Annotated in this window: 17 protein-coding genes; 8 read left to right on the forward strand and 9 right to left on the reverse strand. The window is 73.3% G+C overall.

Features of this window, described 5'->3' with window-relative positions; all coding sequences use genetic code 11:
- The first annotated feature begins 2 nt into the window (after positions 1-2).
- The 3 genes from ACIP5K_RS07710 to ACIP5K_RS07720 all read left to right on the forward strand — a co-directional run bounded on the left by ACIP5K_RS07710 (position 3) and on the right by ACIP5K_RS07720 (position 4147).
- The gene (locus ACIP5K_RS07710; RefSeq protein WP_401407540.1) at positions 3-1415 is read left to right on the forward strand and encodes a multidrug effflux MFS transporter; all 1413 of its coding nucleotides are present in this window, start codon (positions 3-5) and stop codon (positions 1413-1415) included.
- A complete protein-coding gene (locus ACIP5K_RS07715) occupies positions 1382-2557 on the forward strand; it encodes a serine hydrolase domain-containing protein (RefSeq protein ID WP_401406322.1) in 1176 nt (391 codons plus the stop codon). The genes ACIP5K_RS07710 and ACIP5K_RS07715 overlap by 34 nt, the downstream gene beginning before the upstream one ends.
- 597 nt (positions 2558-3154) lie before the next feature.
- The gene (locus tag ACIP5K_RS07720; protein ID WP_401406325.1) at positions 3155-4147 is read left to right on the forward strand and encodes a small ribosomal subunit Rsm22 family protein; all 993 of its coding nucleotides are present in this window, start codon (positions 3155-3157) and stop codon (positions 4145-4147) included.
- A 36-nt stretch (positions 4148-4183) separates the two neighbouring features.
- Here the strand turns inward: ACIP5K_RS07720 and ddaH are convergent, their stop codons facing one another.
- Positions 4184-5020: a dimethylargininase gene (gene ddaH, locus ACIP5K_RS07725; protein ID WP_401406328.1), complete on the reverse strand. Its 837-nt coding sequence runs from the start codon at positions 5018-5020 to the stop codon at positions 4184-4186.
- A gap of 165 nt (positions 5021-5185) precedes the next feature.
- On the opposite strand from ddaH, the gene ACIP5K_RS07730 reads away from it, so the two are divergent.
- Entirely contained in the window at positions 5186-5842 is a 657-nt protein-coding gene (locus tag ACIP5K_RS07730) for a TetR/AcrR family transcriptional regulator (protein WP_401406331.1), read from the forward strand.
- On the opposite strand, the gene ACIP5K_RS07735 is transcribed toward ACIP5K_RS07730, so the two are convergent.
- A complete protein-coding gene (locus ACIP5K_RS07735; RefSeq protein ID WP_401406334.1) occupies positions 5821-6687 on the reverse strand; it encodes a glycerophosphodiester phosphodiesterase in 867 nt (288 codons plus the stop codon). The two genes, ACIP5K_RS07730 and ACIP5K_RS07735, sit on opposite strands and share 22 nt — an antisense overlap.
- A 214-nt stretch (positions 6688-6901) precedes the next feature.
- Here ACIP5K_RS07735 and ACIP5K_RS07740 point away from each other — a divergent pair, with 214 nt between their 5' ends.
- A complete protein-coding gene (locus ACIP5K_RS07740) occupies positions 6902-7618 on the forward strand; it encodes a bifunctional DNA primase/polymerase (protein WP_401406337.1) in 717 nt (238 codons plus the stop codon).
- Between the two features lie 51 nt (positions 7619-7669).
- On the opposite strand, the gene ACIP5K_RS07745 is transcribed toward ACIP5K_RS07740, so the two are convergent.
- Genes ACIP5K_RS07745 through efeO form a run of 4 tightly spaced genes read right to left on the reverse strand, consistent with a single transcriptional unit; the run spans position 7670 to position 12081 of the window.
- A complete protein-coding gene (locus ACIP5K_RS07745) occupies positions 7670-8665 on the reverse strand; it encodes a hypothetical protein (protein ID WP_401406340.1) in 996 nt (331 codons plus the stop codon).
- A 48-nt stretch (positions 8666-8713) separates the two neighbouring features.
- The gene (efeU, locus tag ACIP5K_RS07750; RefSeq protein WP_401406343.1) at positions 8714-9559 is read right to left on the reverse strand and encodes an iron uptake transporter permease EfeU; all 846 of its coding nucleotides are present in this window, start codon (positions 9557-9559) and stop codon (positions 8714-8716) included.
- A 3-nt stretch (positions 9560-9562) separates the two neighbouring features.
- Positions 9563-10876 carry an iron uptake transporter deferrochelatase/peroxidase subunit gene (efeB, locus tag ACIP5K_RS07755; RefSeq protein ID WP_401406346.1) on the reverse strand — a complete coding sequence of 438 codons (1314 nt, stop codon included), beginning with the start codon at positions 10874-10876 and terminating at the stop codon, positions 9563-9565.
- A gap of 53 nt (positions 10877-10929) precedes the next feature.
- Positions 10930-12081: an iron uptake system protein EfeO gene (gene efeO, locus ACIP5K_RS07760; RefSeq protein WP_401406349.1), complete on the reverse strand. Its 1152-nt coding sequence runs from the start codon at positions 12079-12081 to the stop codon at positions 10930-10932.
- Positions 12082-12306: 225 nt separating this feature from the next.
- On the opposite strand from efeO, the gene ACIP5K_RS07765 reads away from it, so the two are divergent.
- Positions 12307-12957: a PhzF family phenazine biosynthesis protein gene (locus tag ACIP5K_RS07765; RefSeq protein ID WP_401406352.1), complete on the forward strand. Its 651-nt coding sequence runs from the start codon at positions 12307-12309 to the stop codon at positions 12955-12957.
- A 15-nt stretch (positions 12958-12972) separates the two neighbouring features.
- Here the strand turns inward: ACIP5K_RS07765 and ACIP5K_RS07770 are convergent, their stop codons facing one another.
- Positions 12973-13623 (reverse strand): heme oxygenase (biliverdin-producing), encoded by a 651-nt coding sequence (locus tag ACIP5K_RS07770; protein ID WP_401406355.1) that lies wholly within the window; start codon positions 13621-13623, stop codon positions 12973-12975.
- Positions 13624-13794: 171 nt separating this feature from the next.
- Positions 13795-14661 carry a type I methionyl aminopeptidase gene (map, locus tag ACIP5K_RS07775; protein WP_401406358.1) on the reverse strand — a complete coding sequence of 289 codons (867 nt, stop codon included), beginning with the start codon at positions 14659-14661 and terminating at the stop codon, positions 13795-13797.
- 67 nt (positions 14662-14728) lie between these two features.
- Here map and ACIP5K_RS07780 point away from each other — a divergent pair, with 67 nt between their 5' ends.
- Complete coding sequence (locus tag ACIP5K_RS07780) at positions 14729-14962, forward strand: hypothetical protein (protein ID WP_401406361.1); 234 nt, start codon at positions 14729-14731, stop codon at positions 14960-14962.
- Positions 14963-15022: 60 nt separating this feature from the next.
- On the opposite strand, the gene ACIP5K_RS07785 is transcribed toward ACIP5K_RS07780, so the two are convergent.
- Positions 15023-15634: a hypothetical protein gene (locus tag ACIP5K_RS07785; RefSeq protein WP_401406364.1), complete on the reverse strand. Its 612-nt coding sequence runs from the start codon at positions 15632-15634 to the stop codon at positions 15023-15025.
- A 99-nt stretch (positions 15635-15733) separates the two neighbouring features.
- Here ACIP5K_RS07785 and npdG point away from each other — a divergent pair, with 99 nt between their 5' ends.
- Positions 15734-16450, forward strand: coding sequence for an NADPH-dependent F420 reductase (gene npdG, locus ACIP5K_RS07790; RefSeq protein WP_401406367.1), 717 nt, complete (start codon positions 15734-15736; stop codon positions 16448-16450).
- Positions 16451-16514: the final 64 nt, after the last annotated feature.

Below are 16514 nucleotides of genomic sequence, written 5' to 3' on the forward strand. Positions count from 1 at the left end.
CGCTGCCCACCTCAGTTTGGTCTCGACCAGTCCTCCGAGCTGAGAGCATAGGTAATCGTACGAACGGCCGGGAGGGAGCCAGGATGACGGACAGGGCGGACAGAGCGGTGCGGCAGGCGGTGCAGGCACCGACCCCGGCGGCGGCCGGCACGGCGCAGCCCCCGGCCGCCGCACCCCGCACGGCCGTCCGCACCGGACTCCTGGTCACCCTGGTGCTCGGCGGCCTCACCGCCGTGCCCCCGCTGTCCATGGACATGTACCTCCCGGCACTGCCCGAGGTCACCGGCTCCCTGCACACCTCCACAGCCACCGCCCAGCTGACCCTCACCGCCTGCCTCACCGGCATGGCGCTCGGCCAGCTCGTCGTCGGACCCATGAGCGACCGGTGGGGACGGCGCCGCCCGCTCCTCATCGGCCTCCTCGTGTACGTCGCCGCCACCGCGATCTGCGCCGTCGCCCCCGACGCCACCCTGCTCATCGCCTTCCGGCTGCTCCAGGGCCTCGCCGGCTCCGCGGGCATCGTCATCGCCCGCGCCGTCGTCCGCGACCGCTACGACGGCATCGCCATGGCCCGCTTCTTCTCCACCCTCATGCTGATCTCCGGCGTCGCCCCGATCGTCGCGCCCCTCATCGGCGGCCAGATCCTGCGCTTCACCGACTGGCGCGGCGTCTTCGTCGTCCTCACCGGCATCGGCCTCGCGCTCACCGCACTGGTCTGGAAGTGCCTGCCCGAGACGCTGGCACCGCAACAGCGGCACGACGGCGGCGTCGGCACCGCGCTGCGCACCATGCGCGCCCTGCTCGCGGACCGCGTCTTCGCCGGGTACACGCTCGCGGGCGGCTTCGCGTTCGCCGCGCTGTTCGCCTACATCTCGGCGTCGCCGTTCGTCCTCCAGGACCTGTACGGGGCGTCGCCGCAGACCTACAGCCTGCTGTTCGGGCTGAACTCGGTCGGCCTGATCGCGACGGGCCAGATCAACGGCAAGATCCTCGTCGGCCGCGTCGACCTCGACAAGGTCCTCGGCATCGGCATCGCCCTGATCATCGCCGCGTCCGTCTTCCTGCTCCTCGTCGCCACCGGCACCTTCGGCAGCCCCGAGGAACTGGGGCTCGTGCCCATCGCCGCCGGCCTGTTCGTCCTCATGGCGTCGATGGCGCTGACCACCCCGAACACCAACGCCCTCGCGCTGATGCGCACCCCGCACGCCGCCGGGTCGGCCTCCGCGCTGCTCGGCACCTCCTCCTTCCTCATCGGCGCCGTGGCGTCCCCGCTGGTCGGCATCGCGGGCGCCGACGGCGCGCTGACGGCCGTACCGATGGCACTGGTCCAGCTCGTCGCCGGTCTTGCGGCGGCGCTCGCGTTCGTGGTGTTGTGCCGCCCGTGGCGGCGCACGGGGGAGGTGAGGGAGGCCTGAGCTCCCCAAGACTGCGGCACGGCACGCCCGAGCGGGCCGGCCTCGACCCGGCCGAACTCACCACCCTCGTCCGCGAGGTGCGCCGGCTCCCCGAAGGACCGCGGCCCTGGTGCGCGGGCGCCGTGCTGGTCGCCGGACGCGGTCCGGTCGTCGCCGCCGAGGCCGTCAGCGGCTGGGCCGTGCGCTACGCCGCCTACGACGAGAACACCGACCGCGGCGTCGAACTCCCGGCGGACGCCCGCGTCCCCATGACCCTCGACACCGCCTTCGACCTGGCCTCGCTCACCAAGCTGTTCACCTCCATCGCCGCCGTCCAGCAGATCGAGCGCGGCACCCTCGGCATCGACGCGCAGGTCGGCGCCTACCTCCCCGACTTCACCGGCGCCGCCCGGCACGCCGTCACCGTCCGGCAACTCCTCACCCACACCTCGGGCCTGCGCCCCGAACTCCCGCTGTACGAGGCCCGGAACCGGCCCGCCCGGCTCGCGGCCCTGCGCGCCGAGTTCCCCTCCTCCAAGCCCGGCCACTACCGCTACTCCGACCTGAACATGCTGCTGCTCCAGCACCTCCTGGAGCGCCTCACCGGCAGGTCCCTGGACGCCCTCGTCCACGACGGCATCACCCGGCCCCTCGGCATGGCCGCCACCTCGTTCGGCCCGCGTCCGCGCGCCGCCGCCACCGAGGACCAGCGCCGCCCCTGGGCCAAGGCCGACCGGGGGCCGCTGCGCGGACAGGTGCACGATGAGAACGCCTGGGCGCTCGGCGGTGTCGCCGGGCACGCCGGGCTGTTCTCCACCGCGCACGACCTGGCGGTCCTGTGCCGGACGCTGCTCAACGGCGGCTCGTACGGCACCGCCCGCATCCTCGGCCCCGACTTCGTCGACCTGATGCTGCGCGCGCCCGGACTCGGGTTCCTGGTCGACCAGCCCTGGTTCATGGGCGAGCTGGCCGGGCGCGGGGCCGCCGGGCACACCGGGTTCACCGGGACCTCCCTGGTCCTGGACCCCGTCACGGACACCTTCCTGGTGCTCCTGGCCAACACGATCCATCCGCGCCGCCGCATCCCGGACAACGGCCCCCGCTCCCGAGCGGCCACCCTCCTCTCCCGCTCAGTAGTCCCCCTGGGCCCACCCCTCCCCTAACCCCCTACGCCCCGGCGACGGCGTCTCGCGCAGTTCCCCGCGCCCCTGGGTGGTCGGTCGTCTGCGGCCCGGTGGCCGCGTCTCGCGCAGTTCCCCGCGCCCCTGGGGGGTCTTTCGGGTGCGGCTCTCGTGGTGGCTGGTCGCGCAGTTCCCCGCGCCCCTGAGATGCGCACTGCGTGCGGCATCTCATCAGAGAGGCGCGCCACCGTCCCGTCCCCGGGAGGGGCGGGGCAGCACGGTCTCTGGTGGGAGAGGCGCGCAGCCCAGCCTCAGGCAGTGGAGGCGCGCGGAGCGCTGCCTCTGGGGGAGGCTGCGCGCAGCGCATGCCTCAGGGGCGCGGGGAACTGCGCGACCAGCCACGACGGTGGCGCGCCCGACAGACCACCCAGGGGTGCCGCCTGGCCACAAAGGCGGCGCACGCACAAGCCACCCCAGGGGCGCGGGGAACTGCGCGAGAAGCGGCCACCGGCCCGCGGACTAGCAACGGACCCAGGGGCGCGGGGAACTGCGCGAGAAGCGGCCACCGGCCCGCACGTGAAGAACCCGCCCGGGACAGCCCCGGCCCAGCCCTCCGGCGAGGGACCGTAAAATCGCCGGGTGAACGACCCCACCGCCGCCACCCTCCGCACCGCCCTCGCCACCCTCCTGGACGGCCTCCCGCCGAGCCAGGCGACCCGCGCCGTGGACCGGCTCATCGCGAACTACCGGGGCACCACCCCCACCGACGCCCCGATCCTGCGCGACCGCGCGGACGTGGCGGCCTACGCGGCGTACCGGATGCCGGCCACCTTCGAAGCCGTGCGCACCGCACTCGACGCCCTCGCCGGCGCGGCCCCCGACTGGACGCCCGCCGGACACCTCGACATCGGCGGCGGGACCGGCGCCGCCGTGTGGGCCGCCCAGGACGTCTGGCCCGGGCCGCGCCCGACGACCGTCCTCGACTGGTCCGAGCCCGCCCTCGCGCTCGGCCGCGAACTGGCGTCCGCGGAACCCCGGCTGGCGACCTCGGTGACCTGGGAACGGGCCCGGATCGGTGCCTCCTCGCCCCCGGCCGCCACCGCCCTGGTCACCATCTCCTACGTCCTCAAGGAACTGACCGGCACCGACCGGGCGGCCGTCGTCGACCTCGCCGCCCGGGCCGCCACCGACGCCGTCGTCGTCGTCGAACCCGGCACGCCGGACGGCTACACGCGCGTCATCGAGGCCCGCGACCGGCTGATCGCGGCCGGCTTCCACATCGCGGCCCCCTGCCCGCACAGCGCGCCCTGCCCGATCGTCCCCGGCACGGACTGGTGCCACTTCTCGGCGCGGGTCAGCCGCTCCTCCCTGCACCGGCAGGTCAAGGGCGGCTCGCTGGCGTACGAGGACGAGAAGTTCGCGTACGTCGCGGCGACCCGCGACGCCCCGCACCCCGCCCCGGCCCGCATCGTCCGCAGGCCCCAGATCCGCAAGGGCCAGGTCCTCCTCGACCTCTGCGAGACCCGGGGCGCCCTGACCCGGACCACGGTCACCAAGAAGCACGGGGAGAGCTACCGCCGGGCGCGGGACGCGGAGTGGGGGGACGCCTGGGACGCCACCCCGCACTCCTGAACGGGCGGGACCGGGGCCCCACAGGCCGCCCGATCCTCACAGCCCTCGCAGTTCGAGCGTGCAGCACTTCACGCTCCCGCCCCCCTTCAACAGCTCCCCGAGATCCATCCCCACCGGGATGAACCCGCGCTCCCGGAGCGGCTCGAACAGCCCGACGGCGGCCTGCGGCAGCAGCACGTGCAGCCCGTCCGACACCGCGTTCAGGCCGAAGGCGACGGCCTCGGCCTCGGCCACGACCAGCGCGTCGGGGAACATCCGCCGCAGCACGGCCCGGCTCCCGGCCGAGAACGCGCCGGGGTAGTACATGACCTCGTCCGCCGCGTCGTCCAGCACGGCCAGCGCCGTGTCCAGGTGGTAGAAGCGCGGGTCGACGAGGTCGAGCCCGATCACCGGCCGCCCGAACACCTCCTGCGCCTCCCCGTGCGACAGCGGCGACGCCCGGAACCCGCGCCCCGCGAGCAGGTACGACGCGGTGACGGCGAAGTCCCCCTCGCCCTCGTTGACGTGCACCGGCTCGTGCACCTGCGCGCATCCCCGGCCGCGGAACCACTCCAGGTGGGCGACGGCCTCCAACTCCCGCTCGGGGTGGGCGAACCGGGCCCCGAGCACCCGCCCGTCGACGACCGTCGCGCCGTTCGCGGCGAACACCATGTCGGGCAGGCCCGGCCGCGGGTCGAGGACGTCGACGGTGTGCCCGAGCGCGCGGTAGCGGTCGCGCAGGTCCTCCCACTGCGCCACGGCGAGGCGGACGTCGACGGGTTTCGCCGGGTCCATCCACGGGTTGATCGAGTACGTGACCTGGAAGTGTGCCGGTGGGCACATCAGATAGCGCCGGGGTGTGGCGCGCCGTTCGGCGATACGCGGACTACGCAATGAGTGCTCCTCACGACCGCAGGGCTGTTGACGCCCATGGTGCGGCCGGAGGAGCCCGCGGGGCTGTGAACCGAACGGGTGGTTCACGGCGGCGCGGCCGGGCCATGACCCGGCCGACCTTGTCGAGACGGTACGTCTCGGTTCGCGCGCTGCTACATTCGGACCATGGCAGCCACACCGACGTCCTCGGACAAGAAGACGCCCCCCGACAAGAAGGCGGCACCCGACTCCACCCGCCGCAGCGAGCGCTCCCGCCACGCCATCTATGACGCGGCCCTCTCCCTCGTGGGCGAGATCGGCTACCCCCGCACCACCATCGAGGGCATCGCCGCCCGCGCCGGAGTCGGCAAGCAGACCATCTACCGCTGGTGGGGATCGAAGGCGGAGGTCCTCCTGGAGGCCTTCCTCGACCTGGGGGAGCAGGCGGCCCGCGAGGCCGGCGGCGACGCCGCGTACGCCATCCCGGACACCGGGGACCTCGCCGCCGACCTCAAGCGCGTCCTGCGACTCACCGTCGACCAGCTCACCGACCCCCGCTTCGAGGCCCCGTCCCGCGCGCTGGCCGCCGAGGGCGTGGTCAACGAGCAGGTCGGCCGGAACTTCACCGAGAAGCTCCTCATGCCCTCGCTCCAGCTGTACGTCGACCGGGTGCGCGCCGCGCAGGAGGCCGGCCAGGTGCGCGCCGGGATCGACCCGCGCATCGCCCTCGAACTCTGGGTCTCGCCGCTCGCCCAGCGCTGGCTCCAGTTCACGGGCCCGATCTCGTACGAGTACACCGACACGCTCGTCGACTACGCCCTCTACGGCATCGCGCCCCGCTGAGGCGTCCGGGCCAGCAGCCCCGGGGCGTCGGAGACGACCCCGTCGCAGCCCAGCCGCAGCACCCGGTCCCGCTCCCGGGGCGTGTTCACGGTGTGCGCCCACACGTGCGGCACCCCCGACGCGAGCGCCCGCAGCAGGTCCGCGTCCCGCGCCCGGTGGTCCAGGTCCAGCACGTCGACGTAACCGGCCCAGCGCGCGGGCCGGTCCGTGCGCAGCTGCCGGGCCGACCGCCACAACTGGGCGATCAGGCCCAGCCGGTGGGCCCGGCGCGCGACCGCCGGGCGGTTGGAGTTGACCAGCACCGAGCGGGTCAGCCCGCGCGCCCGGATCAGCCCGGCGAGCCGGCCGAGGCTGTCGGGGTCCTTCGCCTCCAGCATCAGCACCGACCGGCCGCCGAACCGGTCCAGCACCTCCGCGACCGTCGGCGGCCGCTCGGCGCGCCAGTGTCCCGGCAGCGCCGCCCGGGGCCGCAGCCGCACCGCCCGCCAGTGCCGCAGGTCCAGGGCGCGCACCGGGCCCGCCGACGTGGTCGTGCGGTCCAGGGTGGCGTCGTGCATCACCACGAGGGTGCCGTCGCGCAGCATCCGCGTATCGAAGTCGAGGACCTGCGCGCTCCCGCGCCCGTACGCCGTCGCGAGCCCCGCCATGCTGTTCTCCGGCACCTCCAGGGCGCCGCCGCGATGGGCCGCGTACGTCACGCGGGGCAGCGCGTCCACGGTGGGGGCGGCCCGGCCCCACTCCGGCGGGGCGACGGCCGCCAGGCCGCTGACGCAGAGCAGGCCGGCCGCACCGGCGAGCGGCAGCGCCCCGCGCAGCCGGGCGGGCAGGGCTCTCGGGGCGGTCATACGCCTCACGGTAAAGCCGCAAATGCCGCACATCACCTCAAGAGCGGCCATGAGGTCTCATGACCCGTCATATCGGTGGCCCCGGTACCCCCGGATGTGGACTGTGGCCCCCCGGGGCGCAGGATGGTGGGAGCATGTTGGTCCGGGATTCATCCGGTACCCGTCGGCGGCACAGGCCGCCGTGGTCGGCACGCGGGCGACGACGAGGAGTTAGATGGGCACGGAGCGGAGCGGACGGTACGGACTGGGCCGGATCTCCCAGTGGCTGAAGAGCGGCCGGGCCCCCAAGGAGGCGGAGACCGACACCGAGCGCGAGCCGCTGCTGCTGGCCGCCGCCGGCGCCGGACTCCCGCTGGCCCCGGCCGCGTACCCCTCGGACTACCGGTGCTCGTGCAACCGCATCGGCTGTCCGACGCCGGGCAGGCACCCGGTGTCCTTCGCCTGGCAGACCCAGTCCACGACCGACCGGTCCCAGATCGAGCGCTGGGCCCGGCACCAGCCGCTGGCCAACTTCATCACCGCGACCGGCATGGTCCACGACGTCCTGGACGTCCCGACCGAGGCCGGCCGGGAAGCCCTGGAGCGGCTGCTCTCCTCCGGCGTCGACGTCGGCCCGGTCGCCCTCAGCGGCGATGACCGGATGCTCTTCTTCACCGCGACCCGCGGCACCCCGGCCGACGAGGACGAGTGGTGGCCCTGCGAGCTGGACTGCCACCCCGAGACGATGGACGAGCACCCCGGCCTGCGCTGGCACTGCCGCGGCAGCTACGTCCTGGTCCCGCCGGCCCGGCTCCCCGCCGAGCGGTCGGTGCGCTGGCTCCGCGGCCCGGAGCACCCGCTCCCGGACCCGCTGACCCTGCTGGAGCCCCTGACCGACGCCTGCGCCCGCCACGCGGGAGCGGAACCCGACTTCACGACGGCCTGGCCGTAGCGGTCCCGGCCGTAGCGGTCCCGGCCGGGACGGCCGCGGCCGCGCCCGGCGTCACGACCCCTCGGCCGACGTGATCCCTTCGAGCCGGGCCCGCACGTCGACCCCCGCCCCGGCGGAGCCCTTCGCGGGGACCACCGCCGCCTGGTTCGACACGTACCCGTACGTCGCGGACTGCTTGGCGTCCCCGGTCATCAGCGCCTTCACCCGGATGTTGACCGCCGGCAGATCGCTGCCGGGCGACGCGGTCTGCTTCTCGTAGCGGCGCGTGGTGAAGAAGACGAGCGCCCCGCCGTCGGCGGTGCGCAGCGCGACCGGCGCGTAGTCGCCCGACGTCAGCGGCTCGTCGATGTACTGCGTGGCGAGACCGGGCCGCGAGAGGTTCTTCTTGCGGTTGGCGAGCCACTGCGTGGTGAACGTCCCCCCGGCGAACGCGTCCCCGCCCCCCGTCTTCGGGTCCAGGTAGTCGGCGTAGGTCCGGCTGAGCGCCGACGGCTTCACGGCGAGGCCGGCCGTGTCGTTGCCGACGGCCTCGCCGAGACCGGCCGCGTCCGTCCGGAACTTCGGCACCGTGCCGTCGCGGAACAGCGTCAGGTACGACACCGCCCACGGCTCGCCCACGTCGTTGCGGGTGAAGACCATGACCCAGCGGTAGCCCGCGAGCCGGTTGTTGTCGGCGTCGGCGACGAACCAGCGCGGCCAGCCCGCCTTCTTGGGGATCGTGTACCGCACGTCGGTGAGCTTCAGCGGCCGGGGGTTCTTGTTGCCGTCCGGGCTGAGCTTGTGCGCCGCCTTCAGCTTCGCCGTGTCGATCGCGCCGAGCGGCCCGGTGACGTACGCGGCGTCGGCGGACCGGTCGTAGGTCCGCTCGGCCTTGGTGTACGCGGCCACGAACGCGTCGAGCGCACGCGCGGCCCGCGCCTTCGTCGTCGTCGGCACGACCTCCAGCTCCCCGTGCACGGTCACGCAGCCGCTCGCCGTGAGGGTCAGCGCGACCGCCGTCACCGCCGTCGCGGCGGGCCTGCCGAGCCTGTTCGTGACCTTGCTCATGACGTTGACCTCACCCTTCGCTCCCCTGCCCCTCCACGGGGCCGAACCCTACCGGGAAGAGGAGGCCCGCACCGCCCCGGCCCTCTCGGAGCCGCGGCCCGTGCGGCCGAGGAAGATCGCCATGGTCGGCACCAAGTACAGGCACCAGACGACGACTTGCACGACGGTGGGGTCGGGCTGGAAGTTGAAGACGCCCTTGAGGAGCGTGCCGAGCCAGCCGTCGGGCGCGATCGTCGAACTGATGTCGAAGGCCAGGTCGTTCAGCCCGCCGATGAAGTCGGCCTCCTGGAGGTCGTGGAAGCCGTACGCGAGGACACCCGCGGCCACGACGACGAGCATGCCGCCGGTCCACGTGAAGAACTTCGCCAGGTTGATGCGCAGCGCGCCCCGGTAGAACAGCCAGCCGAGCACCACCGCGGTGGCGAGCCCGAGCAGCGCGCCGACCACCGGCTCCGTGGTGCCGTCACTGGTGGCGTGCACCGCCGTCCACACGAACAGCGAGGTCTCCAGGCCCTCCCGGCCCACCGCGAGGAACGCGGTGACGACCAGCGCCGTCGTGCCCATGCTCAGCGCCGAGTCGAGCTTGCCCTGCAACTCCGTCTTCAGGTGCCGGGCGGTGCGCCGCATCCAGAACACCATCCACGTCACCAGGGCCACGGCGATGATCGACAGCGAACCGCCCAGCGCCTCCTGCGCCTTGAACGTCATCTCCTGCGAGCCGAACTCCAGGCCCGCGCCGAACGCCAGCGCCAGGAAGACGGCGGCCCCGATGCCCAGCCACACCGGCTTCAGCGCGTCCCTGCGGTCCGTCTTCACCAGGTAGGCGACGAGGATGCAGACGATGAGGCTCGCCTCCAGGCCCTCGCGCAGCCCGATCAGATAGTTCGCGAACATCCCTCACACATCCTTCGCTGCGAAGAGGCCGCGGCCCCACCAGTCACTCGCGTCCCGCACGCCGGGCGGCACGGCGAACACCGCGGACCCCACGTGCTGGATGTACTCGTTGAGCGCGTCGTGCGCCGCGAGCGTGCGCTGCACGGGGATGAACCCCTTGCGCACGTCCTTCTGGTACGCGAGGAAGAACAGCCCCGCGTCGAGCCGGCCGAGCCCGTCCGTGCCGTCGGTGAACGAGTAGCCGCGGCGCAGGATCGTCGCCCCGTGATGGGAGTCCGGGTGCGCGAGCCGCACGTGCGCGGTCGGCTTCATCGCCTTCAGGAACGGCGCGTCGTGCTCCTTCGCCCGGCCGACCGGCGCGCCCTCGCCCTTGTCCCGGCCGAAGACGTCCTCCTGCTCCTGGAGCGAGGTGCGGTCCCACGTCTCGATGTTCATGCGGATGCGGCGGGCGACGAGGTACGAGCCGCCCCGCATCCACCCGGCGTCGCCGACCCAGATGTGCCGGTCGAGAGCGTCGGTGTCGGTGCCCGCGACGTTGCGCGTGCCGTCCTTGAACCCCATGAGGTTGCGAGGGGTCTGCGCGTCCGGCGTCGTCGAGGACGTCTTGCCGAAGCCCAGCTGCGACCAGCGGATGGCGACCTTGCCGAAGCCGATCCGGGCCAGGTTGCGGATCGCGTGCACCGCGACCTGCGGGTCGTCGGCGCAGGCCTGCACGCACAGGTCGCCGCCGCTGCGCGACTTCTCCAGGTTGTCGCCGGGGAACTTCGGCAGCTCGACCAGGGCCGCCGGCCGCCGGTCCGCGATCCCGAACTCCTTGCCGTACCGCTCGAAGAGGGAGGGCCCGAAGCCGACGGTGAGGGTGAGCCGGGACGGCTTCAGGCCGAGCGCCTCCCCGGTGTCGTCCGGGGGCGCCTCGGCGATCCCGCCGTAGGCGCCCTCGCCGACCGGCCGCCCCTCGGTCATCAGGGCGGCGGCCTTCGTCCAGTCCTTCAGCAGCTGGACGAACTCCTCGCGGTCGTCGGTCTTCACGTCGAACGCGGCGAAGTGCAGCCGGTCCTGGACGGCCGTGGCGATGCCCGCCTGGTGCGCTCCGTGGAAGGGCACCGCGCCGCCCGACTCGGCGGCGGGCGTCATGTCGGAGCCGCCGTCGGCCCGGGTCAGGGCGACGGCGCCGCCCGCCGCCGCGGCCCCGAGCGCCAGCCCGGCACCGCCGACGGTGAGCAGGGCCCGCCGCGAGGGCGGCGCGGGGGACGCGGGCGCGGACGGGGAGGGGGCCGTGGAGGGGGCCGTGGAGGGGTCCGGGGAGTGGTCCGTCATCGGGCGCTCCTGTTTCCTGCTCGATCTGCCTGCTCGATCTGCCTGCTCGACGCCTACTTGACGACCGCCGCGGCGAGCTTCGACAGCGGCTCGGCGAGCGCGTTCACCCCGTCGGACAGCTCCTTGCGGTCCGCCTTGCCGACCTTGTCGTAGGAGGTGAACTCGTACGAGGCGGTGTCGCCCTTGTCGGTGCGGAACCGGTCGAGGAGGGCGTCCAGGGCCGCGAACTGCTTGTCGAGCTCCTTGGTCAGCGCGGCGTCGTTCTCCGAGGCGACCGGCTTCAGCAGGGCGTAGGCCTTCTCGGCGCCCTCGACGTTGGCCTTGAAGTCGACCAGGTCGGTGTGCGAGTAGCGCTCCTCCTCGCCGGTGACCTTGCCGGTGGCGACCTCGTCGAGGAGTTCCTTGGCGCCGTTGGCCATGGAGGTGGGGGTGATCTCGGCCTTGCCGACGCGCTGCTGCCAGTCGGTGAGGTCCTCATCGAGCTGGGTGGCGAGCGTCTTCTCGGCCGCGCCGATCTTCTTGTCCTGCCACAGCGCCTTCTCCAGGCGGTGCCAGCCGGTCCACTTCTGGCCGTCCTCCAGGCCGTCGGCGCGGGTGTCGGTCTTCGGGTCGATGTCGCCGAACGACTCGGCGACCGGCTCGGTGCGCTCCCAGCCGATGCGCGAGGGCGCGTACGCCTTCTTCGCGGCGTCGAGGTCGCCCGCGCGCACGGCGTCCGTGAAGACCTTCACCTTCGGCAGCGTCGCGTCGGCCTGCGCCTGCGCGTACTGGCGGTAGCCGGCGACGGCCGCGTCCAGGCGCGGGTCGCGCTTGGCGGCCTTGCCGCCGGTGGCCTTGACGTCCTGGCGGTGGCCCTTGCCCTTCATGCCGGGGATGCAGGCGATGCGGTAGTCACCGCTCTTCACCTCGGCGGTCAGGGTGTGCTTGGTGCCGGGGCCGATGTTCTCGCGCTCGGAGACGATCCGGTCGTCGGGGAAGAGGATCTCCACCTCGGTGACCCGCGAGCCCTTGTTCTCCACGGCCAGCTCGACGTGCCCGGCCGGGAACGCGGTCTTCGACACCTTGCAGCTGTCGTCGGTCGCGGTCACCCGGATCGCCCCGGCGTCACCGCTCTTGGCGTCGCTCTTCTCGGTGCAGCCCGTGACGACGGTCAGGGCCGCCACCGTGGCGACGGCGGTGGTGACGGAGAAACGGACGGCTCGCATGCGGGCTCCAAGGGGGCGTACAGATCGTGCACAGCTCGACTAAGGCGGCCCTAACTTATATGAGGCTTGCCTAAGTGCTACCCCCTTCTTTCGTGATTCACCTCTCACTGGAAGACGCCGGTCGCGGGGCGGACACGAGCGACCCATGGGCGACCCGAGGGAGGGTCAAGAGCAGGTCAAATGGGGGAGGTTGGGCGTCCTGGCGCTTCGTGGTTCACTGCCGCCATGAACGAGTACGACGTCCTGTCCGTCTTCTGCGGCCCCGACGGCCGGTACGGCAACGCACTCGGGGTCGTGCGCGACGGCTCCCTGGTCCCGGACCCGCGGGAGCGCCTGCGGATCGCCGCCGGCCTGGGCTTCAGCGAGACCGTCTTCGTCGACGACCCCGAGCGCGGCGCGATCGACATCTGCACGCCCTCGACCCGCCTGCCGTTCGCCGGTTACCCGTGCGTGGGCGTCGCCTGGCTGCTCGACGTGCCGGAGCTGGTCGTCCCCGCCGGTGTCGTCGGGGCGCGGCTGGACGGCGAGTTCAGCTGGATCGAGGCCCGCGCGGACTGGGCGCCGCCGCGCACCCTGCGCCAGTACGCCTCGGCCGCCGAGGTGGACGCGCTCCCGGTGCCGCCCGCGGGCGAGTGGATCTACGCCTGGGCCTGGGAGGACGAGGCGGCGGGCCGCGTCCGGGCGCGCGGCTTCCCCGGCCGCGGCGACGGCATCGAGGAGGACGAGGCGACCGGCGCGGCGGCGCTCCTGCTCACGGACCGGCTCGGCCGGGCCCTCAACATCCGCCAGGGCAGGGGCTCCCAGCTCCTGACGGCGCCCCAGCCGGAGGGCTTCGTCGAGGTGGGCGGCCGGGTGCGGATCCTCCACACCCCCTGAGCCCCCGCGCGCCGGTCAGGCCGCGCTGGAGAACTCCTCGCCGAGCGCCGCGAACACCGCCGTGTTCAGGGAGAACGCCCGCTTGCACTCGGCGATCACCCGCTGCCGCTCCAGCTCGTCGACCCCGATGGCGTCCAGCAGTTCCCGGTACTCCCGCTTGAACGCCGCCGGGTTCCCGACCCCCTCGAACACGTAGAACCGCACCCCGTCGCCCTTGCGCGCGAAGCCCCAGGCCTTCTCCGCCCTGTCGCGGATGATCTGCCCGCCGGACAGGTCGCCCAGGTAGCGGGTGTAGTGGTGCGCCACGTATCCGGCCGGCCAGGTGCGCGCGCACTCGGCGATCCGGGCCGCGTACGCCTCGGTCGCGGGCAGCGCGGTGATCCGCTCCCGCCAGTCGGGGCCCCGCAGATGGGCGAGGTCGCGCGCCAGCTCGGGCACGCGTGCCAGCTCGGTCCGGACGAAGGGGCCGGCGACCGGGTCGCCCGCGAGCCGCTCTATGCCGTCCTCCAGCGCCTGGTAGACGAACCACAACTGCTCCGTGTACCGCGTGTAGGCGTCCACGCCGAGCGACCCGCCGAGCAGGTCGCTCATGAACGTCGACGTCTCGGCCTCGGTGTGCTGCTCGTGCGAGGCGGTACGGATCAGGGTGGAGAACGGGGTGTCCATGAGGCCTCCGCCGGAGAATGTTAGTTAGGTTAGGCTCACCTAAGATAACAGTCCCTCCGGCTTTCCCGACAGGCTGTCGGGAAAAAAGATACCGGCATTCCCCGGAGCGCCGACAGTCACGCGAAAGCCCGCCCCGCGAAGCGGGACGGGCCGGTGCGGTGCGGGTGCGGGCTACGGCAGGGTGAGGATCTCCGTGCCGGTCTCCGTGACGACGAGCGTGTGCTCGAACTGGGCGGTCCGCCTGCGGTCCTTGGTGACGACGGTCCAGCCGTCGTCCCACATGTCGTAGTCGTGCGTGCCCAGCGTCAGCATCGGCTCGATCGTGAACGTCATGCCGGGCTGGATCACCGTCGTGGCGTGCGGGCTGTCGTAGTGCGGGATGATCAGGCCGCTGTGGAACGACGAGTTGATGCCGTGCCCGGTGAAGTCGCGCACCACCCCGTAGCCGAAGCGCTTGGCGTACGACTCGATGACCCGGCCGATGATGTTGATCTGGCGGCCCGGCTTCACGGCCTTGATCGCGCGGTTCAGCGACTCCCGGGTCCGCTCGACCAGCAGCCGGGACTCCTCGTCGACGTCGCCCACGAGGTACGTCGCGTTGTTGTCGCCGTGCACGCCGCCGATGTACGCGGTCACGTCCAGGTTGATGATGTCGCCGTCGCGCAGCACCGTGGAGTCGGGGATGCCGTGGCAGATGACCTCGTTCACACTCGTGCACAGCGACTTCGGGAAGCCCCGGTAGCCGAGCGTCGAGGGATAGGCGCCGTGGTCGACCATGTACGCGTGCGCGATCCGGTCCAGCTCGTCGGTGGTGACGCCCGGCGCGATCGCCCTGGCCGCCTCCTCCATCGCCCGCGCCGCGATCCGCCCCGCGGTCCGCATCGCCTCGATCGTCTCCGGGGTCTGCACCTCCGGCCCCTTGTACGGGGTCGGCGCGGGCCTGCCGACGTACTCGGGGCGCCGGATGTTCCCGGGCACGGGACGGGTGGGGGAGAGATCCCCGGGTACGAGCAGCGACGACTGCGACTGGCCAGACATGCCAGCGAGTGTAACGAGCGGGACTGGGGGAGCATGGCCCTGAGCGCCCCGAGGAGAGGAGTCGGACATGGCCCTGTTCAAGAAGCGGACCGTGGGAAAACCGGGCGAGTGGTACTACTGCCTGGAGCACCAGAAGGTCGAGGAGGGCCCGGACTGCCCCGCCAAGGACCGGTTCGGACCCTACGCGTCCCGGGCCGAGGCGGAACACGCCATGGCGACCGCGCGCGAACGCAACCTCGAATGGGAGAACGACCCGAAGTGGCATGACGCGGGCGCGTCCGGCGAGCCCGACAAGGACTGAGCCGGGCCGGCCGACGGCCGCCTCCCGCGCCGGGGCGGCCGGCGGCCCGGGCGCGACGCGCTACCAGCGCGCGGGCGGCGGCGACGTCAGATGGTCCGCCAGCCGCGACAGCCGGTCCCGGAACCGCCGCTGCCCGCGGGGCGCCGGCACCGCGTTCTCCCCGGCCGCCGCGCTCACCAGGTGCTGCACGGTGTCCAGGTCGAGGTCGGTCCCGCCGGGCACGGCCAGGGCGTCGTGCGCCAGCGACCGCAGATCCGCGTTGCCCGGCCCCTGCCCGTCCAGCGCCAGCACGGTGGCCCCCGCCCGCCGCGCGTCGTGCACCCGCTCCAGCAGCCCCGCCCCCACCGCGTCCGGCGTCACCACCAGCAGCGTCTCCCCGCGCCTGGCCGCCGCGAGCCGCCCGAGCCCGACGGCGAGATGCGCCGGATCCCCGGGCCGCGCGGCGTGCCGCACGAGCGTCGGGGCCAGCTCCGGCACGCCCGACCAGGCGGCCTCGTCCACCAGGTGCGCGGCCAGGTGCCAGGGCTCGTACTCCTCGGTGCCCACCAGCAGCAGCCCGCCGCCGTGCGCCCCCACCGAGGACCGCAGCGCCCCGGCGAAGCGACGCGTGGCGGCCGGCCACTCGGTGCCCGCGAGAACCTCGCGCAGCAGCGCTACTCGTACCGCGTCCATGGGGCTGCATGGTGCCCCAAGTGCGCCGCCCCGGTGTGACGTTCGCGGCAGGACCGCCCGTACGGGTCGCCGCCCGGTGCCGCTGAGTAAGGTCGCTCCATGACTACCAGTGATGACAGCGCACAGACCGCCCCCAAGGCCCCGGCCAAGGACCCCTGGGAGCTGCCCGACGTGTCCGGGCTCGTCGTCGGCGTGCTCGGCGGCACCGGCCCGCAGGGCAAGGGGCTCGCCTACCGGTTCGCGCGGGCCGGCCAGAAGGTGATCCTCGGCTCCCGCGCCGCCGAACGCGCCCGCGCCGCCGCCGAGGAGCTGGGCCTCGGGATCGAGGGCGCCGACAACGCCGAATGCGCCCGGCGCAGCGACATCGTGATCGTCGCCGTGCCGTGGGACGGGCACGGCGCCACCCTCGAAGCGCTCCGCGACGACCTCGCCGACAAGCTCGTCGTCGACTGCGTCAACCCGCTCGGCTTCGACAAGAAGGGCGCCTACGCCCTGAAGCCCGAGGAGGGCAGCGCCGCCGAGCAGGCCGCCGCCCTGCTCCCCGGCTCCCGGGTCACCGCCGCCTTCCACCACCTCTCGGCCGTGCTGCTCGCCGACCCCGGGGTCGAGGAGATCGACACCGACGTGATGGTGCTCGGCGAGAGCCGCGCCGACACCGACCTGGTCCAGGCCCTCGCCGCCCGCATCCCGGGCATGCGCGGCGTCTTCGCGGGCCGGCTGCGCAACGCCCACCAGGTGGAGTCCCTGGTCGCCAACCTCATCTCCACCAACCGCCGCTACAAGGCGCACGCGGGCCTGCGCATCACGGACGTATAACCACCGGATCACCGCATAGCGGGTGGTACGGGGCGCCTTCGGACGCCGGCGGGGCATGGGGGAC

The organism is Streptomyces sp. NPDC088785, from assembly GCF_044750685.1.
Lineage (GTDB): Bacteria > Actinomycetota > Actinomycetes > Streptomycetales > Streptomycetaceae > Streptomyces.